The following is a 21,512-nucleotide window of genomic DNA, read 5'->3' as shown; positions in this document are numbered from 1 at the left end:
GTTGCCCTCCGCTCGTGGTGCCGGTGTCAGCGGCCGGCTGCCGGTCGGACCACGCGCGTCGTGGAGACCACACCCGGCAGGGCACGCTCGCCCGTCAGAAGGGCCTCGCCCGTGGCGTCGCCTTTGAGGTGCTGGTCGAAGAAGGCGGTGGCGTAGGCGGTCAGCGCGTTCTGCTGGGTCGCGGGGCCGAGGCCGCGGCCGGGGCATGTGCTGTCGTCCTCGCCGAGCGCGGCGGGCGGGGTCCACCGCGTGTTGTAGAAGTTGTGGTTCCCGTCGCGCAGCGAGACCGAGTACGCGGGTTCGGTGGTGCGCCCCTCGACGTCGTCCAGGTACTCCTGGCCCGCCTCGTGTACGGCGCCGTCGCAGCCGGAGGTCACGACGGCGACGGGCGTGCGGGTGATCAGGGTGTCGCTGTTGTCCCCCTCCGGCCAGTCGAACTTCACGGGCGCCAGGGCGAGTACGGCGCCCATACGGACACCGTCGGGAACCTCGTCCTGGTGCTTGTCGGACGCCTGCCACATCACGCCCTTGCCGCCCCGGGAGTGCCCGACGGTCCCGACGCGCCGCATGTCCACGTGCCCGCGCAGCGCGGGCAGACTCCGGGCGAGAACGCCACCGCCGGCGGAGAGCTGCCGCCACAGCCGCAGATGCTCGTTGATGAGCCGGGCGCGGTCCCCGTAGTCGAAGGACGTCATGTTGATGCCGTCGGCGCTGAGCGAGACGACCACGAAACCGCGCTCGGCGAGGGCCCGACCGAGGTAGTCGTAGCCCCGGTAGCTGGGGTACGGCCGCCCTCGCTCGCAGGGCCAGGCCGTGGCGTCCGGGTCGGTACACGCGTACCAGGAGCCGTGGGAGAGCACCACCAGCGGCAGTCGGCCGCTCACCCGGCCGGGACGGTGCACCACCGCACGGATCTCGCTGACGGTGCCGCTGACGGGGTCGGCGAACGCCGTGTCGCCCAGGTCGTAGGACTCGGTCACGGTCGTGGTCCGGCCCGCGGGACCCGCGCCGGCTGCGGCAGCCACCCCGCTCGTGTCCGTGAGGCTCGCGCCCAGCAGCAGCGCGGCGATCAGCGCCCCGCCCACGGACCTCCGCGCCCTCGCGTGCACACGTATGCGTCGCTTCATCCTGGCTCTCCTGTCCTCGGCCCTCGCGGACGGCCGCCATGGCGCGGCGCACCGCGGCGAAACACATGTCCCGCCACCCGTACAGGACGACACAGCGCCTGACTTGGTTGGGCCCGATGCGGTCGGACGCCCGACTCCTCGCCGCCGACCGGGTTTCCGCTGTCGCTCATGGTGTCCCGGCCCAACTCGCGCGCCGCGGGTGCCCGGGGCTGCTGACCCGGTTGCCGAACGGGGCGATCGAATAGGCGTCCCGGAGCGTGAGGTCCGGTCCCGGCGCCTCGGCGCGCAGGGAAAACGCGATACACACACGGAAAGCGGCCGTGACCAGTGCCAGACGGCCGCTCGACGGCGGCCCGCTCATGACGTTGCAGGCAGTTCAGCGCGGCGGCCCTGGTCGCCGGTGCCGTCCTTCGGGCGGGGGCACCCGGAACATCGCCCGCCGCAGCCGGCCAGGCAGAAGGGCCCGCCCGGCCATGACCAGTGAGACGCCCAGCATGGCGCCTCCGACGGCGACACAGCCGGAAGACAGCCAGCCGACCTTGTGCTCATCGGCCCAGGCCCCCAAGGTCGCGGCGACGAGGAAGCCCAGCAGGCACGCGGCGCTGATCAGGGCATACCACCAACGAGAGAGCACGAGATCACCCCTGCACGTGCCTGGAACGGGATCGTTGAGCGGCGGTCCCTGACGGTCCACGGTGAGCTGCCCGGCGTCGACGCAGCCAGTCACCGGTCTCCCCCACGCCCACCAGGAACGCTGAGGAGGCGCCGCATGCCATGAGGGAAGCGGCCTGGCCGACAGCATGGCCAAGGAGCCACAGAGCCAGGGCCAGCAGCAGCCACCAGGCTGTGAGGGACCAGGCGTGCCGCAACCAGCGTGTACGGCCGGTCATCGGGTGGCCCTGGTCCGCTGGGTGGCGACGATCACCACGATGCATCCCGCGAGTGTCGCCACCATCGCCAGGCCCGTGGCGGCCAGGGTGATCAAGGGCGGGGCGTCGGCCAGGCGGGGAACGGCGTTGAGCGGCGCAGCGGCGTAGAAGGCGAGAAGCGCAAGGCCACGCGGGCGCATCGGGCCCAGGACGGGGAAGCCAGGACCGGGCATCACGTAGAGCGCGACTCCGGCAAGGCACATCAGTGCTCCTACGCATACCAAGGTGATGCCAGCATGCGGTTTGGCGGAAAGAGTCACGACGGCGAAATCCTCCGGGCAACATCGGCGAACGGGCACACAGCTCCTGAAAACGCCGACCAGACTTCCCGGCACACCCACGCCCGACTTGACGCGTTCCCCGCAGACTAGCTGCCGCAGCCAACTCTGCCCAGCCCCAGTTGCGGTCCGCCCAGCCTGCGCCCGGCTGGGCTGCTGCTCGCCAACGAGGTTCGTTCGACCGCCTCCTGATGTCTTGACGGGACATTGAGGGGCGGTGCCTGGTCGCAGCACTGGCCGACCGCGTTCGCGGCGGAGACGACTGCGGCCGAACAGTCACCGTGATCTGCTCGGCCGTGCGCTGGGCGTGGATCCGGGCGCGGAACCCGCGCCCGGCGACGGCGTGTTCGCGTAGCGGCTGACGAACTCGTGGATCTCCCGGGCGACGAGTTCGGGAGACTCGTACGGGGCGAGATGTCCCGCGTCCGCCAGGAAGACCAGCCGGCCTCCCGGCATCGCACGGACGTCGGCGATCAGCTTGTCCTGCGGAGCGATGGTGTCTCTGCCGCCGATGACGTAGCACGCCGGCACGGCGATCCCGGACAGTTCCTCGAACATGCTCGTGTAAGCACCGCCCCCGGTTCCCAGCCAGCTGCGCCAGAACTGCTCGGTGACAGCACTCGTCATCGTGTGCACGACATCGGTCGTCCTGCTCGGCTCCAGCGAGATGGCCCGAACGGCCTGCGTTATGGCCTCGACGTCACGGAAGGACTTGTGGAACCCTTCGATGACCGGATCGCCCGCCTCGGTACCGCCCGCGTTCCACGGCATGAGCGCCATGACCGCGGACACCTGGCCGGGCCGGTCCAGAGCGATCCGCACACTGAGCGCGCCACCGAAGGAGAGACCGACGAGGGCGAAGCGTTCGAGGCCGAGCTGATCACAAGCATCGATCACGGTTTCGGCGATCCGGGTAAGGCTCGATCCGTCAGCGGGCGCATGGATGGAGCCCGCGTGGCCCGGCAGGTCCATGAGAACGAGGCGATAGCCGCCGAGCAGGGGTGCCACCTCGGACCAGCACTTGAGTGAGCACCCGAGTCCGGGCAGCAGAACGATCGCGTCCGGCCCGTTTCCCCGCTCCTCGTAGTGGATACCGTTGTTCGTCCTCGGCATGGGATTCCTCCGTGTGTCACGTGATCCAGGTTGTCGTCGGTCGCCGTGCGAGCGGGTGTCACGCCGCTACACCAGCGACAGGCTCGCGCGAAGTGAGGCGAGCAGATCCACCACCTCGGAGAGCCCGGTAGCAGTGCCGAAGACGTAGAAATCCGGGCGGACCAGCACGGCCACGACACCGGACTCCCTGAGCCAGTCACTCAGCGCCTCGCCCTCTTCCTGGACCCCCTCGGCGCCGACCACCAGGGATCGCAGCCCGATCACGCGCTCAAGTTCCGAGACGGCCGCGGTCGTCGCCGCGTCCGGTTCGACCAGGCTGAACAGGGTGAACCCGCGGCCGAGCACGTCGTCGGACCGCTCGGTCTTCCCGCCGCCCGTACGCAGAAAGGGCTGTACAGCCAAGTGGCCGGCCAGCGGTTGTCCGTCTCGGAAGCCCGCGCCGACAGGCGGCTCGAACGGCGGCGGAAGCTCGGTCGCCGACCGCATCGCCTCACGACGTCGCGCCGCACGATCGGGGTCGGTCTCGCAGACGACGGTCCCGACCCGCACCGACTCTTCGATGTAGTCGATGACCTGTGGCCTTCTCGACAGCGTGTACAGGTCCAGCAGCTTCGGGTCCGCGACGCCGGTCAGCACGAGGTCGAGCATCCAGCCGAGGGTTGCGGCGTCTCGGATACCAGAGCTCATGCCCTGTCCGAGGAATGGCGGCATGACGTGAGCAGCGTCACCGGCAAGCAGAACCGACCGGCGGCGGAACGTATCGGCCAGGATGGATCGGAACTGGTAGACGGTCTGCCGGATCACCTCCCCCTCCTGTGGGCCGATCCAGGGGCTGAGCAACTCCCAGACGCGTTCCGGCTTCACCATCTCGGTGGGATCGTCGCCCTCGACGAGCATGAACTCCCACCGGAAGTACCGCTGAGCCACCCGGCCCATGTGGTTCGGCCTCGCGGGGTCGAGTACCTGGCCGGTGTCCGGGATGTTCAGGGTCGGGGCGCCGGGCCGAGGCCGGACGTCAACGACCAGCCAGTCGCCCCGGAAACCGAGATCTTTCGTCGGAATGCCGCAGAGCGTGCGTACCGCGCTGTTGGCGCCGTCTGCCCCGACCGCATAGCGAGCGGTGACGACGCCGCCGTCCGCCAGCGTCGCCACCACGTGGTCGGCCCCCTGGCGCAGGTCGACCAGTTCCGCACCGAAACGCACGTCCACAGTGGATGCTCCGCGGACTGCCGCGTCCAGGGCGTCTTCGAGTTCCGGCTGGTAGAAGTGGTACGACGCATCCCAGCCGGAGGGAGCGCTCCATTGCCTCGGCAGCCGAGAGATCACGCCTCCGTCGGGATCGAGGAATTCATACGCACGAGCTGGTTCGGCAATGCGCCTTACATCGTCGGCAATGCCCAGAGACTGGAAGACGCGCATGATTTCGTGATCGAAGTGTCCGGCTCGTGGCGTCTCGTAGCGCCCGACCCGCCGTTCGCACACCAGCACGCGATGCCCCGGCGCCCCCAGGAGAGCAGCCAGGGTCTGACCGACCGGGCCGTACCCGATGATGAGGACATCCGCATCCCCCGCATCCGGCGTGAGTGTGGATGTGCCGCGTTCATCGGCGAGCTTCATGTGTCCCAACCCTTCCCTTGCACCGGAGCCTGTACGTGCCGGAAGACCCCTCAGCCGGCGTCGATGTCCAGCACGATCCGGCCGCGGGCGCGGCCGTCCGCGTGGAGCAACCGCCAGGCGTCGGCGGCCTGCTCCAGCGGGAAGGAGCGATGCACGGGGACGGACAGCTTCCCTGACTCGGCGAGCGCAGCCACCTCAGTCAGCTCTTCGGCATTCGGGCGTGCCCACACCAATTGGCCACCCTGTTCGGGAGCGGAGATGTCGGCCACGGAGGCGACCCGCGCGGGATCCTTCAAGACCTTCTGCGAGACGGCCACCGCGTCCCCGCCGTAGAAGTCGAGCGCCGCGTCGACGCCCTCTGGCGCGAGCTCGCGCACCCGCTCGGCCAGTCCTTCTCCGTAGGTGATCGGTGTGGCGCCGAGTTCACGCAGGTGGTCGTGGTTGCGCTCGCTGGCGGTGCCGATGACGTGTGCGCCCCGGACGGCGGCGATCTGCACGGCGAGCGTACCGACCCCACCGGCCGCCGCGTGGATCAGAACGGTGTCGCCCTCGCCGATGTTGATGCGTTTGATGGCCTGGTAGGCCGTCAGCCCGTTCAGCGGCAGACAGGCCGCATGCAGCCAGTCCCAGGACGCCGGCTTGCGTGCCAGAGTGCGGGCCGGGGCTGAGACCAGTTCGGCGTAGGTACCGTTCTGCGCCCAGTCCTTGACGACGAAGCCGATCACCTCGTCGCCGATCTCGAACTCGGTGGCGCCGAAACCGCGAGCCTCGACGACGCCGGACATCTCGAAGCCCGGGATGAGGGGGAAGTGGGTCACCATGATGCCGTCGAGAGTGCCGACGGCGATCTTTTCGTCGGCCGGGTTCACTCCGGCCGCCTTGACCCGGACGAGGAACTCCCCGGGCGCGACCGCCGGTGTCGGCTGGTCCGTCAGCTCCAGGTCGTCCGCGCCGCCGTAACGCGGGAGTGCGATTGCTTTCACGGTCACCTCGATGTTCTCGTCAGCTGTGCGAGTCGGATGTGTGGTCTGTGGGTCACGCGCGGCCGAGCTGGGCACGGAACCAGTCACAGACGAACTCCGTGCGCTCGGCCGAGTGGTTGTACAGGGTGTGGTCGCCGTCTTCCCAGACCCGCAGGGTGGGACGCGCCGACAGGTCGAGGAACGCCTTCTGCTGGTCGAGGCTGACCAGCGGGTCGTTGCCGCCGTGCAGCACGAGCATCGCGGCGCTCGTGCGCTCGACCGCCGGGTCGAGCCACAGGGTGCGGAGGACTGCCGCGGCTTCGTCGTCGGTGTCGACGCCCAGGAGCGCCCGAGACTGTTCGCGTGAGGTCCGGAACGGCAGTGGCTCCGGCTTCGCGCCGGCCCCGTTGACGCAGCACGCGCCGAAACGGCTGTCGTGGACCGCGGCACGGGCGGCGAGCAGTCCACCGAAGCTGTTTCCCCACACCCCGTACGGGCCGTGACAGCCGGTACGGGCACGCACGGCGTCGAGGGCGGCGCTGAAGGCTCGGTCGACGTTCCTGTCGAGGTGGAGTCCGCCGGTCATGCGCGTCTCGCCCTGGCCCGGTGCCTCGAACAGGACAGCGGACAGTCCCCGCCGGGCCAGGGCTTCGGCCTGCTGATGAAAGGCCGGGCCCCAACCGCTCTGTCCGCCGACAATGACCACCGTGGGGCCGGGGCGATCGCCGGAGCGACTGACGAGCCAGGCGGTGCAGTGGCTCTGCCGGAACGGGATCGACAGCCGTTCCACGCGCAACTCGGTATCGAGTTCGGCCGCGGCCTGGTAGGCCCGGGTGAGCCGGTCGTAGAGCGCGCGTTTGGCCGGGTGGTCGGTGTTGAAGGCCATCTGCGCGAAGATCAGGGAGGCCGTTGCCCGGCGATAGCACGCGACCGCGGTCTCGGCATCGCCTCGGTCGGCGGCCGTCTCCGCGCGGGTCAACTGCGCCTCGGCCAGGCGAGTCGCGACTTCGTGCCACGGTTCCGAGGCGCACGCATCGGCCAGGTGGACCGCGTCTCCGTGATCCATGCCGTAATCGAGCATCCGGGACATCGGCATGGCACGCAGCAACGCGGCCCGCAGCTTGGCCGGGTCCTCCGCCGATACGGGAGCGTCCATCAGCGCGCTCCGTCGGTGAAGCCCGGTCGTGTTCCGTCCTCCTGCCCTGCCGCGCGGGGCCGCAACGGAATGACCGGCGCCGCCTCGGTGACGGTATTACGCAACTCGCCGAGACCTTCGATCGCCGCGACGACCTCGTCGCCCGGCTGCAACCAGGGGTAGGCCGCCGAGTCGTGAGTGCGGGACAGCTCCAGGATGCAGCCGGTGCCGCAGGTGCCGGAGCCGATCACATCGCCCGGCCTCACTTCGGCGCCGCGGGAGGCGTAGGCGATCATCTCGCCGAACGACCAGTGGACGTCCGACCACACGGCGCGGGAGTAGGAGGCACCGTTGACCGTGCAGGTCATGTCGAGGCGGTATCCGTTGCCCTCGCGGAAGTCGGCGATCTCGTCCGGGGTCACGAAGTACGGGCCGAGGCTCGTCGCGGTGTCCTTGCCCTTCACCGGTCCCATCGACAGCTTCATCTCGCGCTGCTGCACGTCCCGGCCGCTCCAGTCGTTGAGCACACAGTAACCGGCGATGGCGTGTTCGGCGTCCTTGGCGGTCAGGTCGCGACCGCCGCGCCCCACCACCGCGGCGACCTCCAGCTCGAAGTCGAAACGCTCCGCACCCGGCGTCATCGGCACCGGCCCGCAGCCCATCACGGCGTAGGGGCTGGAGAAGTAGAAGACGGGCAGCTCGTACCAGTCCGGTTCCATCTCAAGGCCCCGCCAGGCGCGCCCTGCCCGGACATGCTGTTCGAAGGCGTAGAAGTCGCGGACGGTCGGAGGCGTCGCGATCGGCGACAGGGGAACGATGTCCGGCAGCGGCACGGTCGCGCCGCGCCGCAGCGCGGTCCGTCCAGCCGCGAGCAGCTCGGCCTCGCCGGCCTCGATGAGAGGCAGCAGGTCTGCCAGACCGTCAATGATCCGGACCAGGTCGCCGTTCACCACGCCGACGCGTGAGGACGGCCCGTCCGCGTAGCGAACGAACTTCACTGCCTTGCCTCCCTGGCTGCGGCGCCGTCGGCCAGCATCGCTTGCTCGCGCGTCCAGGCGCGGTAAGTCTCCTCGGTGAAACCTGTCGCGCCGTGGCGCTCGACCGAAGCCCGGATGGCGTCCAGAAGCTCCTCGGGGTCGGTCTCGATGTCGATGTGCTCGACGAAGGGCTGCCGTGCCACGAACCCGGTCTGCCAGTAGACCTCACACCGGTTGCCCTCCGGGTCGTAGAAGTAGACGCCGACGGCATTGCCGTGCGAGACGATCATGTCGAGCCGGACGTCGTGCTCCCGGAAACGCCGATGGAAGCCGAGGACGTCCTCGAAGCGCGCGCACCGGAACGACACCTGCTGGATGAGTTTGGTGCCGACCGGCGCGTCCCGTCCCTCGGCCAGGAGCAGCTCGTGATGCTCGGTGTCCGGCCGGGCGGACAGGAACCAGATGCCCAGCCGCTCGTCGTGGTCGGTGACCGTCAGTCCGAGGACTTCGGTGTAGAACGCGAGTTGCCTGCTCACGTCGTGACAGCGCAGGCCGACATGGCCGAGTTCCGCGACGGACGGTGTCGGAGTCGTCACGGCGCTCCTCCGAGGTAGCGTTCTGCAAGACAGATCATGTTCTGCACAGTAACTCGACCCTCTGAATGTGGTCAACGGTGTTGTTCTTCTGAACGGCAGGTGATCTGCCCAGCAGAACAAGATGAGGCGGTACATCGGCGGGATGGCGGCCACGGCGGTGATGCCCGACCGGCGGAAAGAACCTGCCGCAACCCGTTCGCGGAAGTTGCTCGAAGGCGGCTCCGGCGCCTGAGGCGGCGCCGTGACACACCACCAACACGGCTGCGGGCTGATTCGCGAGATCCGCCGCGACGTCGAGAGGGGACTGCGGTTATTCTGGCAGGCGAAATCGACATTCTGATCACCAGAACAGCCGCGCCGAAGTGACGACGGCGGGATGGAGGGGTTGTGGCAGTGCCGGCCGCTTACCCGGTGGAATCGATCGACAACGCCGCGCGGATCCTGCTGATGCTGGTGGACAACCCGTCGTTGCGCGTTACCGACGTGTCCGCCGAACTCGGAGTGGCCAGGTCGACCGCTCATCGGATGCTGACCACCCTGCAGGCCCGCGACTTGCTCCGCCAGGACCCCCAGACCAAGGGCTACGGAGCCGGGCCCGCCCTGGTCAGGCTCGGCATCGCCGTGATGGGGGCGGTCGCCCTCCGCGACGAAGCGCGTCCCCTGCTGGAAAAGCTCGTCGAGGACACCTCCGAGACCGCGCATCTGCTCGTGCTGGAAGGCACAGAGACCGTCTTCGTCGAAGGTGTGGAGAGCCAGCAGGTGATCCGTGCCGGGGTGCGTACCGGGCAGCGAGGCCCGGCGCACGCGTCTGCCGCAGGGAAGGTACTGCTCGCCGAGCTTCCCCGCGAAGAGCTGCGGCGCCGCTATCCGGGCGCGCGGCTGCGAGGCGGAACCGAGCGCGCGGTGAGCACCCGCCGGGCGCTTGAGGCCGAGCTCCAGAAGGTAAGGGAGACCGGCTACGCCACCAACATGGAGGAAAGCGAGTGGGACCTCTGCGCGGTGGCCGCCCCGGTACGGAACCGGCAGGGCGTGGCCTGCGGTGCGCTGTCTGTATCCGGCCCGGCGAGGCGGGCCGGCGCGGAACTCGCCCTCCTCAGCGGCGCTGTCGTCGCCGCCGCCACCGAACTCGGCGCGCGGCTCGGTTAGGGAGCGACTGAGCCCTCCGTCCCGGCGGTGGGTGAGGCTTGAGGGCTGGCTGCTGGACGAGGCGAAGCTGCTGGTGGACGGGTGTCGGCCAAGAGCGACCACAACGCCAGGAGCCTCGGTGCTGGTGTACCCGTCAGCGATCGACCTGTCCGGCTCGGCCTGACTCTTCCTCGCCCGCCGACCGCCCACCGGCAGCGGACCGCCAGCCGCCGACGGCGCCTGACACCGGGACGGCAGACCCTCCTTGCGAGACCGAGCAGGAACTGCAGTACACACACAGGGGTCAGTTGGGCCGGCGAGATGCCAGGGCGTCCGTCGCGCGGGTACCGGCCAGCGAAATCCCTGGCGCACTACAGCCCGTCGCTCGCTGATCATGCTGGCGCACCGGGAAATTCCAAGATCCCCGACAGAGTCAAGCTGAGGTCATTGCTCCGATGGTTGAGCCTGGCGGGCGGGGAAGAAAGGGAGAACGGCAGCGGCCAGTCCGGCGGTCCCCAAGACGACAGCCACGATGAATGCCGGTAGGTAGGTGGGCTCGTGGAGTGGCCATGCCCAGCTTGCAGGGGTCCCGTGGTGAACGCCGAAGGCTGCGCAGGCGATCGGGAAGAGCGTGACGCTCGTGGCCGCGATCCGAAGGCTGGTGAGGGTGCGCAGCAGGAGGGCGAGTCCGAGGTAGCCCAGGAAGTTGCGGGCCATGCCCGCGGCGAGGATATGGCCGGTCATGGACGACACGAGCCAGCCTCCGGCCAGCATCAGTACGGTGCAGGCCGTCATGAACCCGGTGTCCCACAGCCGTGCAGGTCGCACGGCGGTCACTTCGATGGCGCTGCCACCGCGGGACTGCCCGTACAGGATGAGGCACACCGGTGCGAGCGGCAGCAGGAACGGCAGAGGGAACGCGAAGGAGAGTCCGCCGACTACGACCGGCACGGGTACCTGGATGGAATCGGCGACGGCGCCGAGGACCAGGCAGGCGGCGAGGGCGGCGCAGACCGCGGGTACTCGGCGCACGTGAAGCCACCAGTCCATGATTGTTTCCCTCTGTCGGTTGGCTCTTGGTGGCGGGCTCAGAAGCGGGCTGGGTCGAGTACAGGCTGCTTGTCGCACCGAGAGAGCGTCGTCACATTCCGCTGGAACCAGGCCAGTTGGGCCTGCCGGGGACGTGCGAGAACGCGGGTGGCGACCTCGACTTCCTCTGGTCCGTAACGGGACGCGACGACCTCTGAGTCCGCTCCTGCGGTCAGGCTGAGCCAGACACGGAGCGGCCCGACAGCCTCGTTTCCCGGCCATTCACCGGACGTGGCGCATGCCGGAATGTCTTGGGGCACAGCGCTCAGTGCGACGAGTGAGCGAATGTCATGGGAAGTCGGCATGGTCGACCATGGCGACAGCTCGGGAGCGGTGGGGACACCGAGGGCGGCCAGCCGGGTGTGTGCGTCCGTCGCCCATGCGATGATGTCCGCGGCGACATGCTCCTGTTCGGGCCAGAGGCAGACTCGTGGCTGCGTGTGCGAGCAGGTACGCGAGGCGGTGGGACGGGATTCGGCCGCGCTGTACCCGAGGGGATGGACGATCCATGCCGAGACGGTCACCACAACGGCCAGCACGACCGGGGCCAGGGCCCGCATCCCCCACTGCCGTACCGTCACCAGCCGGGCGGCCAGCAGCAGCCCGATCGAAACCAGCGCGGGGGCCAGAATGCTGCGGGGTGCCGCTACTTGGTCGAGCGCGCAGCACTCGGCGAGGTTCGTGCCGTTCAACTGCCGGACCCAGAAGACGTTCATCGCCGCCGGGTAGGCCATCCACACGAAGCTGCCCACCAGCGCCACGGGAACGGCCAGCAGCCGGGGCAGGTGGAGCCCGATGACATAGCCGACGGCGGTGTGCGCCGCGACGACCAGCAATTCCAGACCGAGTACGGCCACAACGCCGCGGCCGGGAGCGCCTGCGGCCTGCGGCAGCAGCAGGCCGAGGGCCAGTACCACCGCAAGGGCTCCCAGGACGAGTGTGGGTGTCAGGGCGGCGAGTGACACGCTGCTGAAGGTCCGCGCCGGTGCCGCTTGCAGGGCCCGGGACTGCCGGACCCGCAGCCCTTCCCAAGCGCCGCAGGCGGCCACGGCCGGTGCCGTCCAGACCAGCAGAGAAGCGCTTTGCGCGGCAACCGACTCCCAGTACCCGTCGGTGACCAGTTCGGTGACATTGCCGCTGTAGGCGAGCAGCCACAGGATCAGCAGAACGCCGATGCGGGGGGCGACGGACACCCGCAGCACGATGCGCCACGGCATGCTCACACCTCTTCCTCGACCAGGCCGGCGTAGGCGGCCTCGGCCCGGCGCGCCTGCGCGACCTGACCGGGCGCGAGGTCCAGAAAAGAAGCGGTGGATCCCTGAAAGAGAATGTGTCCCTGGTCGAGGAGGACGACCGAGTCGTAGCTGTCCGCCAGGTCCTCCGTCTGATGGGTGGAGACCACGAAGCTCGCCCGGTCCTTGAGGTCGTCCAAGAGGGCGCGGAACACCTTCCGTTGTGTCGGGTCGAGGCCGGCGGTGGGTTCGTCCATGAGCACCACCCGCGCCGAGTGCACCAGCGTCTGGGCGATACCGAGGCGCCGTAACTGGCCTCCCGAGAGCTGGGCGGCGGAGCGTTCGGCCAACTCGCCCAGTCCGACCCGCTCGATCGCCTCCAGAGAACTGTCCCATGCGTCCCGCCGCGACAGGCCCTTCAGCCAGCCGGCGTACGCCGCCTGCTCCCTGACCCGCAGCCCCGGGACGGGAGTCACCTGCTGCGGCAGCCAGCCGACCTGCCGTCGATACCGCTTCAGATCGCCCCGCCTTCGGGTGTCGAGGTCGCCGAGCGTCACACTGCCCGCGCGGGGCCTGAGCGCGGAGGCGAGGATCGACAGCAACGTCGACTTCCCGGCGCCATTCGGCCCCAGGAGTACGACGCATCCTGGCGGCAGGTCGAGCGTCAGGTCTTCGAGGACGAGATCCCGGCGCCGGTATCCGAAGGAACAGCGCGAGACGTGGATGGTCATTCTGGCCTGCTGTCGACTTCCCGTGAGAGGCGCGGCCCCCGGAAGAACCGGGGGCCGCCGACGGTCCGATGGCTTGTCAGTAGTTGGTGACAACCCTGTTGACGTTGAGCCTAGTCGAGCCGATGCAGATGGAGGAGAACTGTCCGCTCGTCTTGATCTCGCCCCAGTTCGACGTGTTGCAGGTGTTGCTCCGCGTGCCGTGGCTCACGTCCGGGAGGAGGTCTCTGACCCGATCGAGTTCAAGGGTCACGCTGGAGGGTCCCCCGAAGTCACAGCCCGAGAACCGGTTGGATTTCTCGCCCGGGCCAGGTGTCCGCGGCGTCCGGCCGCCGCGCTCTTGGCCGCGGCCCGGCGGGTGGCCTCGCGCAGGGCCGCGGGGGCGCATCACCACCCCCTTGCCGTCGATCTGGACGACCAGGGGCATCTCGCGGGTGCACCGGGTGGGGATCTTCCCTGCATAGTGGGCGGCGATATCGATGGCGGAGGCGACCACGAGTTCTGTGAGGCGGCGCTTGCCCAGCACTTTCCGCATCGTCGCTCGATCGCGGCGGCGGCCTGGTCGAACGAGCCTCGCACCGCTTCCAGGGCCGCGAGCCGGGCGAGTCCGCGGGAGTGCCGGCCGGCGGGCAGCGACAACGCTTCGTCCGCCGGGTGTACGTTGGCGACGCCCCGGCCGCGGTAGGCGATCCGGCTCCCGCTCACCGGCCCGAACGCACAGGTCAGCAGGCGACGATGGCCCTTCTCCCGCCAGGGCTTGGTCCGCCCTCCGGACCGGTGATCACCGGCTGGCCCGCGTTCGCCCGCACCGCGTCCTCGAAGCGATGGAAATCCACGGCCTCGACCGGCGCCGCAGCAGGACCGCGTCCTCGGCAACCTCGGCGAGTCCTACGGGGTGCGGCGGCGGTGAAGCCGCTCGCGTGCGCGCCGGCGGACTTCGTCTCCGGCGTCGTCTCCAGGCGGCGCGGGCGCCGGCATGCTGGGCTGGGCTCGGAGCTCAGCGCCGTAGCTGTCTGTTTGTTTGTGGATCGCGTCCGGCTGCGGATCGGCCGGCCAGATGATGAGCAGGTAGTCCTCTACGGGTTCGTCGGCGACACCGTCGGGGGCGATGTCCCGGCCCCGCGCATGCACCCGGAGACGATAGGTTCCAGGCCCCTGGGGTGTGAGTTGAGGCAGGTCCGGGGCGTCGGCCATGACGCTCGTGACGCGGAGGGCACCCGTGGCAGTTTCGATGCTGTGATCGATGATGTCGTCCCATGCGTCGGCATCCACCTGGGCGGGCGGATGCCGACGCACCTGGACGGCCACATTGACCCAGCCCGAGCTGGTGCCGGTGCAGATCACGGCCTGACCGGGCAGGGAGAAGACCAGTCCGTTCGACGTGTCGAACCCCGTTGGTGCCCGTTTGCCGGAGTCGGTCAGTTCGAACGTGTGGTAGTCCACGCGGACCGGGCTGGAGACCGTGGTGGGAACTGGGTCCGTCATGCGGTCATGCTAGGGCGTGCTTCAGAAGTGGATCTTGATGTGACGAATGCACAGTGGGCGAAGCTGGAGCCCCTGCTCCCCGCTGGGAAGAAGTCCGGACGACCGCCGTGTGGAGTCGGGGTCTGAAGCCGGGGCGAGAGCAGGGATCTCGTGGGTTCTCCACAGCCGTACCTGCTCCTGTCCGCAGGCATGGGAGCTGGCGGGGCTGTGTGGGTCGAGGTGGTCCCGGAGCCGGCTCGCCACGTGGGGGCGGTCATGACGTAGAGTTCATGTATCGGAGTAGAAACGTGCTCTGGGGCCGAGCAGAAGGCCGGACAGGGAGTACGCGCACACGCGGTATCGGACGATCCGCCACTTCTTCCGCGGAAGGAGTGCGTCATGAGGGCAGCACAGTTCAGCCGGTTCGGCGGCCCGGAGGTTCTTGAGATCGTCGACCTCCCCGATCCCCGTCCCGGTGCCGGAGAGATACGGATCAAGGTCCGTGCCGCGGGGATCAACGCCAGCGACTGGAAAAAGCGCCAGGGCCTGATGGACCAGGAACTGCCACAGACCCTGGGCTACGAGGCTGCGGGCATCGTTGACGAGATCGGCGACGACGTCTCGGGCGTCACGGTCGGCGACCGGGTCTTCGGAGCCTCACCCTACGGAGCCGCCCAAGCGGAGTTGGCCGTACTGTCCTATTGGGCCCCGATCCCGAACTCGCTCGACTATGCGAGGTCTGCAGCGATCCCCGCGGCGGCCGAGACCGCAGCGCGCTCGCTCGACCAGCTCGGCGTCACAGCGGGCAGCACCGTGCTCATCAACGGGGCATCCGGCAGCGTCGGGAGTGCCGCTGTCCAACTCGCCGTTGAGCGCGGCGCGCGCGTCATCGGCACGGGTAGTCCAGGCACGCACGATGCCCTGCGCTCGCTCGGGGCTGAGCCGGTGGCATACGGCGGCGGGATGCCAGAACGCGTCCGGACGAGCATGCCATCGGGTGTCGATTTCGCACTGGACGTCGCCGGCAGCGGCGTGCTTCCCGAACTCGTGGAGCTCGCGGGTGCGCCCGAGCGCGTGATCACGGTCGCCGACTTCCGCGGCGCGCAGCAGACGGGCGTCCGCTTCAGCCGCGGCGACACCGGCCGCGCGACCTACGCGCTGGCCCAGGTCGCTCAAATGGTTGAAATGGGACGATTCTTCATCCAGGTCGGCCGGACCTTCCCTTTGACCGAGGCGGCCCACGCCCACCGCGTTGGCGAAGCCGGGACCGTGCGCGGCAAACTCGTGCTACTCGTGGACTGACCGGTCTTCAAAGGGACTTGTCACGCTCCCTGCCGGAACCCGATACCGGGCCGAGTCATCGAGGCCAGTGGCATACCATCCCCCGCCCGGGTTGCGTGCCGCCACGGGCGATACCACCTGAACCTGGCCGAGCAGCCGGGTGGCCTCCCCCGTCCACGGCCACGGTGAAAGTTCGCACCCGAAGCGCAGCGGTCATCGGCGCCATCTGCCTCGTCACTTCCCTCGCTGTGACGACGGCGACGCCGCTCGGCAAGCTCCTGCGGATCGATCCGCGTGGCGGCAAGCCGTACGCGACCCCGCCGGACAACCCGTTCGTCGACGACGCGGACGCGAAGGGCGAGATCTGGGCGTACGGGCTGCGCAACCCGTGGCACGCCGCATTCGTCGAAGGACTCACCGACGGCCTGTGCGAGGGCGGGTACCGCCGGCGCCGCGCCGAGCGCGGGCCGGGCGGACGGCAGCGCCGCGATGTCGAGCCGACCGGGCGGATCAAGGAGATCCACGCGGAGTCCTGTGGCGTCTACGGCTCGCCGCGCGTGCACGCCGTCCTCAAACGCGAGGTCCATGTCGCCCGCAAACGGGGCGAACATCTGATGCGCGAGGCCGGCATCGCGGGCATCAGCCCACGCCGCAAGGGCTTCACGCGCCGCGCCCCCACGGCCACGCCCGCGCCGGGCCTGGACGAGCGCGGCTTCACCGCGAGCGCGCCGAACCGGCTGTGGGTCACCAACCTCACCATGATCTCCCAAACCGTGAGGGGAACATCGACGGCTTCTACAACAGCAGGCGTATCCAGAAACGGCTCGGCTGCCTCACCCCCGTGAGCCACCAGGCCGAGCAGCATCCGGAGGGCGTACGTGACCAGGTGCGGAGAACACGGGCCGGGCACGGCGCCGACCGCCTCCAGGAGCCAGGGGAGTTTCGCTGGCGTGTACAACTCCCGAACTCCAACACCGAGTTGACCGTGGAATCACATGGTCATGGCGGGCCGCACCCTTCGATGTCCCCCTGCCCTCGTCCAAGATCCGAGAAGGACCGAGGCCGACATCCATGCCTTTTCGTCCGTACCAAGCCTGGGACGTAATTGTATGCGCCAACAAGTAGGTAAGAAAGCGCCAGTAGTTCTCGAATTCGCCGTTGTTGATGACGGCGCACAGGGGGAGGATGGCCTCGGCGTCGTCCGTCCCCCGCCTCCCCTCTGTACTCAGACGGCGTCCGTCGTAGCCAGGCACCACGAACCGTGAGCGCAGACGCCGGCAGAACCACCCGCCGGACATCGCGGCCGGCTCAGTCCGACAATGGCGCCTGACGCGACGTAGCGAATTGCAGAGAACTGCGGATCGGAAATTTCAGGTGAGTAAAAAACGACCGCTCGAAGCACTCACGCGCACGGTACCCAAATTTCAGAGAAAGGTAGATGGGCGTCATGCGTTATAGCCGCTGCCAGCTGCACACCCAGCTACCCCAGACACCGCCTGAAGGTCTTGCCGCCACCGCGGCCGACGACCAGCGAGACGACCCGCTCGCACGCTCCTTGTCCGCCTGGCTCGCCGGGGAGGTCCGCCGGGCCATCGAGCTGGCCGCCACACCAGGAGACGACGAGAACGACCCGAGGCTCGCCAAGATCTGGCACGCCCGGCTCCTGACCCGGGTCCGCGAACTCCCGGAAGCCACGCGGGTTCTCGACGAGTTGACCACCTCGTACGACGTCACCGACGACGCGGATGTCTCCGCCGCGCTGACCACCTGCCGCGCCGAGTTCGCGCTCGCGTCGGGTGACGCCGGCAGCGCGTTCGCCGAGGCGAACGTCGGCCTCGGGCTGGTCGAAGGGGTCGGCGCCTACGCCTTGCTGCCGGACCTGCACGTCGTCCTGGCGCTGAGCGCCGTCCGGCAGTCCGCCACGTCGACCGGCCTGCGATTCGCGCGCAACCTGGGCGATGACGCTCTGCTCGGCCGCACCGCGCACATGCGCGGGCAGTGCGTGTGGGCCGCCGCCCAGGCGTTCGAGGCCGACGGTGGTCCGGCCTGCGTCCGCCACCTCGTCGAGCGCCTGATCTCCGACGACCAGCTGACACAGGAACTCCTCGCGTCCCAGCCCGCCGCCGCGGCGTGGCTCGTCCGCCTCGCGCGAAGCATCAGAGACGAGCGGCTCGCCTTCAAGTGTGTGATGCGAGCCGAATCACTCACCGTGAAGTCGTGGGGTTTTCGTTCGCCCCACGCGGCGGCACTGCACGCCAAGGGGCTGTTCGAAAGGAATCCCGACAGGCTGCGCGCCGCTTGCGAACTGTACTCGGACGGCTGGGCGTCGGCGTCGGCCGCCGAAGACCTGGCCCAGACGTGGGCCTCGCTGCACCTGGGCCAGGATCGCGCCGTCGAACAGTTCAAATGCGCAGCCGCCGGTTACAAGCGGGCCGGTGCGACCCGCGACCTCGCCCGGGTCGCGAGCAAGCTGCGGGAACTCGGTGTGCGGTCGGGCCGCGTACGGCGGCAGATGCGCCACGACGGACACCGCACCGGCTCCCTCACGGACACCGAGTTCGCGGTGGCCGACCTCGTGAGCCAGGGCCTGACGAACGTGCAGGTCGGCCGCCAGCTCTACATCTCCGAGCACACCGTGGCGTTCCATCTGAAGAAGATCTTCCGCAAGATGGAGGTCTCTTCGCGGGTGGAACTGGCCCGCACCTGGGTGAGTCTGACCTCGGATCAGCGAACCGCCGGCTGACGGCCGACCGCCAGAGCCCCGATCGCGGGTCCGGCGTCAGGCCGCGCCCGTGATCGAGGTCCGGGTCAGCCGAGCAGCAGCGCGTCCGCGCCGGCCGCCGGGTCGGGGTCGATGCGCAGGGTCGTCATCATCCGGGCCACCATCAGATAGTGGCCCGCGACGAGCGTGAGCTCCACGACTTCCCGGTCGTCCAGAAACGCGCTGACCGTCGCGTAGGTCGCGTCGTCGACCTCGTCGCGCACGACACCCGTCACGAAGTCGACCACGGCGCGCGGCAACGGCTCCAGCGCGTCGAGGTCACCCCGGTCCAGCGCGTCGATCTGCTGCTGGGTCGCGCCCACCGCCAGCGCGAGGGGCAGGTGCTGGTCCCACTCGTAGCGGGCGGTGAGCTGCCCGACCCGCAGAATCGCCAGCTCGCGCAGCACCGGGTCCAGGGCGAGGTGATTGAGCAGCGCTCCGCTGAAGCGCAGCCACGGCCGGAACGCGGTCTCGGCGTGGGCCATCAATCCGAAAACGTGGAGCGACGGCAGCTTCGACAGCGGTTCGGCAATGGTTTCGGAAGCGGTGGAGGAAGTGAGATAGGGAACACGGGCCATATCCAAAATGGTAAAGGAAACCCAGACACGGGTAAAGAGGAACTGGTTCCCCGATACTGCCCGGCCGCACTCGCCGGCCCCGAAAACGCCGTCCTTTTCTGCCGCCGGAAATGCGGCACCCACGGCACACCCCGGCCAGTGGATTCCCGCACCGCAGCCGCTTTCACCGCACATTGTCCAGCCATTCCCCGACGGCCCTGGCGGTCGAGCTCACCTGCTCGGCTTCCAGCATGGTGAAGTGGTCACCAGGCACTTCGACGACCGAGTCCGCCGCGGCGGCCACTTCATCACGCCACTCGTCCCCCGCCCCGTGCGCGAGGGCCTGCGTCGAACGGATGTACAGCGACGGCACCGACATCCCCTCGGGCCGCCAGCCCCTGAGCAGATCGAGGTTCCACAGCTGCGCGGTGATCCGTTCGGACAGCGTGTCGAAGCCCATCCGGCGCACGTACTCGACCAGCCTGGTGCGCAACGCGTGTTGCAGGTCCTCGTCGTCGAACACGCCCCGCTCGCCCTTGAGATTCAAGGTGTAGGTGTCGAGCAGCACGAGGCCGGCGGGAGCCCGGCCACGGGCGTGCAGCTCCTGGGCGAGCTCGTACGCCACCACCCCACCGGAGGAGTGCCCGGTCAGGGAGAACTCCGTCTCACCCACGAACTCCTCGACCGTGTCGGCCAAACCGGTCACCAACGCGGCCCGGGTCGCGGGCAGCGGCTCGCCGGCGGCGAACCCCGGAGGCACCAGGGCCGACACCTGGTTTCCCCGGGCCGTGAGCTCCGCGGCGAGCCGGAGGTAAACCTGTGGCCCGGTGGTCATGATGGTCGGGCACACGCAGATCACGTGCGGCCCGTCCCCCGCCGGGGACATGCGGACCACGGCCGGCTTCGCCTTCACCTGCGCCGGGTCGTCGAATTTCTCGCGCAACCGCGCGGCCTTGATCATGAGTTCGTCGCCGAGCTCCGGCCGGTCGTTCTCGATCGCTTCGAGGTAGAGCTCACCGAACAGGTCGTGGTGTTCCGGAAGCGGACCACCGCCGTCGCCGACCCGTGGCAGCTCGGACATCGCCGCGTTCAGCTCCGTGGCCAGGCTGCGCAGGTGCGGATGGTCGAACACCAGGGTCGCGGCCAGCGCCACGCCGGTTCTGGCATGCAGCGAGTTGCGCAGTTCGACCGCCGTCAACGAGTCGAAACCCAGTTCGCCGAGGGGCCGGTCCGGTTCGATCGACACATCCGAGGTGTGGCCCAGCACCGCCGCCACCGCTTCGCGGACCACGTCGATCAGCACCTCCTCACGGTCCGCTTCGGACAGCCCGGCGAGCCGCTTCCTCAGCCCCTCGCGATCGGGTCGGCTGTTGTCGGCCGCCCGCCGGCCCGGACCACCGGCCAGAGACCGCCACAGCACCGGGATCTCCGGCCGGGCCCGCATCGCCCGCACATCCAGCCGGGTCGCTGCCACCACCGCGTCACCGGTGCCCAGCGCCCGGTCGAAGAGCGCCATCTCCCGCGCCGCGGACAACTCCGGCTCGCCCGCCCGGTCGTCCCAGGCGATCGACAGGCCCGGCAAGCCCTGACCACGGCGGTGCCACGCCAGCGCGGCCACAAACGCGGCGTCGCCGCCCTGCCCGCCGCTGCCCTCAAGGCCGGCGAACGACGAGAACATCACGAACAGTGCCAGATTCCGATCCTTGGTCAGTTCGTGCAGATGCCAAGCCGCGTCGGCCGTCGGCCCCGGCACCGGGTCCGAGCCCTCCTCGGGCAGCGAGCGGGCCTCGGCGGTGTGCACGACGCCGATGAGCGGCTGATCCGCGGGACCCGAGGCCAGCACCTCGGCCAAGGCCCGCCGATCGGTCACGTCGCACGCGGTGACCGTTGCTTCGGCGCCCCGCTGAGCCAATTCCGCCACCAGCTCGGCCGTTTCCGGCTCGTCCGTACCGCGTCGACCGAGCAGCAGCAGACGCCGGACACCGTGCTCGGCGACCAGATGCCGGGCGACCACACGGGCACGCTCACCGCCGGTGATCACGACCGCGCCCGACGCCAGTGACGTGACCGGTTGGTCGGTGTCGCCGGTCCGGGTGAGCCGGGCGGCGTGGAGCCGGCCCCGGCGCAGGGCCAGCTGCGGCTCGTCGGCGGCCACGACTCGCCCCAGCGCGTCGGCGTCGAGGTCGGCATCCGTGTCGAGCAGGATGAGCCGGCCCGGCCTCTCGGCCTGCATCGAACGCGCCAGACCCCACACGGCGGCAGCGGCCACGTCGCTCACCGGCTCACAGGGCTCGACCGCGACAGCACCCCGCGTGACCACGACCAGCGGGACGGCGGCGAACCGGTCCTCGTCCAGCCAGTGCCGCAGCCGATCCCTGACCCGGCCGGTCATCTCGTGGGTGGACGCCACGACGGCGTCCGGGTCACCGGACACGTTGAGCACGACAGCCTGCGGTGCCGTCTCCCGCTCGACAGCGGCTTCGATGGTCAGCCACTCGCTCACCGGAGCCGCGGTGCCGGTGGTCTCAAGCCACTCCAGCC

At 69.4% G+C, this 21,512-nt stretch carries 19 protein-coding genes and 3 pseudogenes; 5 read left to right on the top strand and 17 right to left on the bottom strand.

Annotated elements, in window-relative coordinates:
- Positions 1 to 26: 26 nt before the first annotated feature.
- The 9 genes from AC27LF_RS26325 to AC27LF_RS26285 form a co-directional block, all read right to left on the bottom strand.
- A complete protein-coding gene (locus tag AC27LF_RS26325; RefSeq protein WP_479658704.1) occupies positions 27 to 1,127 on the bottom strand; it encodes an alpha/beta hydrolase family protein in 1,101 nt (366 codons plus the stop codon).
- 376 nt (positions 1,128 to 1,503) lie between these two features.
- Entirely contained in the window at positions 1,504 to 1,761 is a 258-nt protein-coding gene (locus AC27LF_RS26320; protein WP_479658703.1) for a hypothetical protein, read from the bottom strand.
- Between the two features lie 252 nt (positions 1,762 to 2,013).
- Positions 2,014 to 2,259 (bottom strand): hypothetical protein, encoded by a 246-nt coding sequence (locus AC27LF_RS26315; protein ID WP_479658702.1) that lies wholly within the window; start codon positions 2,257 to 2,259, stop codon positions 2,014 to 2,016.
- A gap of 351 nt (positions 2,260 to 2,610) precedes the next feature.
- Positions 2,611 to 3,447 carry an alpha/beta fold hydrolase gene (locus AC27LF_RS26310; protein ID WP_479658701.1) on the bottom strand — a complete coding sequence of 279 codons (837 nt, stop codon included), beginning with the start codon at positions 3,445 to 3,447 and terminating at the stop codon, positions 2,611 to 2,613.
- A gap of 66 nt (positions 3,448 to 3,513) precedes the next feature.
- Positions 3,514 to 5,064, bottom strand: a complete 1,551-nt coding sequence (gene mhpA / locus AC27LF_RS26305) for a bifunctional 3-(3-hydroxy-phenyl)propionate/3-hydroxycinnamic acid hydroxylase MhpA (RefSeq protein ID WP_479658700.1) — start codon at positions 5,062 to 5,064, stop codon at positions 3,514 to 3,516.
- Between the two features lie 50 nt (positions 5,065 to 5,114).
- Positions 5,115 to 6,047 carry an NADP-dependent oxidoreductase gene (locus tag AC27LF_RS26300; RefSeq protein ID WP_479658752.1) on the bottom strand — a complete coding sequence of 311 codons (933 nt, stop codon included), beginning with the start codon at positions 6,045 to 6,047 and terminating at the stop codon, positions 5,115 to 5,117.
- 52 nt (positions 6,048 to 6,099) lie between these two features.
- On the bottom strand, positions 6,100 to 7,182 hold the full coding sequence (locus AC27LF_RS26295) for an alpha/beta hydrolase (RefSeq protein WP_479658699.1): 1,083 nt from the start codon (positions 7,180 to 7,182) through the stop codon (positions 6,100 to 6,102).
- Positions 7,182 to 8,159 (bottom strand): fumarylacetoacetate hydrolase family protein, encoded by a 978-nt coding sequence (locus AC27LF_RS26290; RefSeq protein ID WP_479658698.1) that lies wholly within the window; start codon positions 8,157 to 8,159, stop codon positions 7,182 to 7,184. Before AC27LF_RS26290 ends, AC27LF_RS26295 begins: the two co-directional genes overlap by 1 nt.
- The gene (locus AC27LF_RS26285) at positions 8,156 to 8,734 is read right to left on the bottom strand and encodes a VOC family protein (RefSeq protein ID WP_479658697.1); all 579 of its coding nucleotides are present in this window, start codon (positions 8,732 to 8,734) and stop codon (positions 8,156 to 8,158) included. The genes AC27LF_RS26290 and AC27LF_RS26285 overlap by 4 nt, the downstream gene beginning before the upstream one ends.
- Before the next feature lie 387 nt (positions 8,735 to 9,121).
- Between AC27LF_RS26285 and AC27LF_RS26280 the strand changes: the two genes are divergently transcribed.
- Complete coding sequence (locus AC27LF_RS26280; protein ID WP_479658696.1) at positions 9,122 to 9,880, top strand: IclR family transcriptional regulator; 759 nt, start codon at positions 9,122 to 9,124, stop codon at positions 9,878 to 9,880.
- Positions 9,881 to 10,303: 423 nt separating this feature from the next.
- On the opposite strand, the gene AC27LF_RS26275 is transcribed toward AC27LF_RS26280, so the two are convergent.
- The 6 genes and pseudogenes from AC27LF_RS26275 to AC27LF_RS26250 form a co-directional block, all read right to left on the bottom strand.
- Complete coding sequence (locus AC27LF_RS26275; RefSeq protein ID WP_479658695.1) at positions 10,304 to 10,909, bottom strand: hypothetical protein; 606 nt, start codon at positions 10,907 to 10,909, stop codon at positions 10,304 to 10,306.
- Positions 10,910 to 10,947: 38 nt separating this feature from the next.
- Positions 10,948 to 12,165, bottom strand: a complete 1,218-nt coding sequence (locus tag AC27LF_RS26270; RefSeq protein WP_479658694.1) for a DUF7224 domain-containing protein — start codon at positions 12,163 to 12,165, stop codon at positions 10,948 to 10,950.
- A 2-nt stretch (positions 12,166 to 12,167) separates the two neighbouring features.
- Entirely contained in the window at positions 12,168 to 12,911 is a 744-nt protein-coding gene (locus AC27LF_RS26265) for an ATP-binding cassette domain-containing protein (RefSeq protein WP_479658693.1), read from the bottom strand.
- A gap of 76 nt (positions 12,912 to 12,987) precedes the next feature.
- Positions 12,988 to 13,119, bottom strand: a complete 132-nt coding sequence (locus tag AC27LF_RS26260; protein WP_487231276.1) for a hypothetical protein — start codon at positions 13,117 to 13,119, stop codon at positions 12,988 to 12,990.
- A gap of 59 nt (positions 13,120 to 13,178) precedes the next feature.
- Positions 13,179 to 13,732: pseudogene (locus tag AC27LF_RS26255) on the bottom strand (ISKra4 family transposase); the annotation flags it as partial.
- A gap of 64 nt (positions 13,733 to 13,796) precedes the next feature.
- Positions 13,797 to 14,351, bottom strand: coding sequence for a hypothetical protein (locus AC27LF_RS26250; protein ID WP_479658691.1), 555 nt, complete (start codon positions 14,349 to 14,351; stop codon positions 13,797 to 13,799).
- A 420-nt stretch (positions 14,352 to 14,771) separates the two neighbouring features.
- Between AC27LF_RS26250 and AC27LF_RS26245 the strand changes: the two genes are divergently transcribed.
- From AC27LF_RS26245 to AC27LF_RS26230, 4 genes and pseudogenes are all read left to right on the top strand, one after another.
- A complete protein-coding gene (locus AC27LF_RS26245; protein ID WP_479658690.1) occupies positions 14,772 to 15,674 on the top strand; it encodes an NADP-dependent oxidoreductase in 903 nt (300 codons plus the stop codon).
- A gap of 194 nt (positions 15,675 to 15,868) precedes the next feature.
- A pseudogene (locus AC27LF_RS26240) lies at positions 15,869 to 16,075 on the top strand (PQQ-dependent sugar dehydrogenase); the annotation flags it as partial.
- A gap of 3 nt (positions 16,076 to 16,078) precedes the next feature.
- Entirely contained in the window at positions 16,079 to 16,498 is a 420-nt protein-coding gene (locus AC27LF_RS26235; RefSeq protein ID WP_479658751.1) for an IS3 family transposase, read from the top strand.
- Positions 16,499 to 17,100: 602 nt separating this feature from the next.
- Positions 17,101 to 18,396, top strand: coding sequence for a LuxR C-terminal-related transcriptional regulator (locus AC27LF_RS26230; RefSeq protein ID WP_479658689.1), 1,296 nt, complete (start codon positions 17,101 to 17,103; stop codon positions 18,394 to 18,396).
- Positions 18,397 to 18,461: 65 nt separating this feature from the next.
- Here the strand turns inward: AC27LF_RS26230 and AC27LF_RS26225 are convergent, their stop codons facing one another.
- Together AC27LF_RS26225 and AC27LF_RS26220 are read right to left on the bottom strand one after the other, a co-directional pair.
- Positions 18,462 to 19,115, bottom strand: a complete 654-nt coding sequence (locus tag AC27LF_RS26225; protein ID WP_479664448.1) for a carboxymuconolactone decarboxylase family protein — start codon at positions 19,113 to 19,115, stop codon at positions 18,462 to 18,464.
- A gap of 40 nt (positions 19,116 to 19,155) precedes the next feature.
- Positions 19,156 to 21,384 (bottom strand): annotated as a pseudogene (locus AC27LF_RS26220) (type I polyketide synthase); the annotation flags it as partial.
- Positions 21,385 to 21,512 lie beyond the last annotated feature (128 nt).

It is taken from the genome of Streptomyces diversicolor (assembly GCF_057537855.1).
Note: the sequence above shows the minus strand (reverse complement) of the source record. Positions and strands in the feature narration are given on the sequence as shown.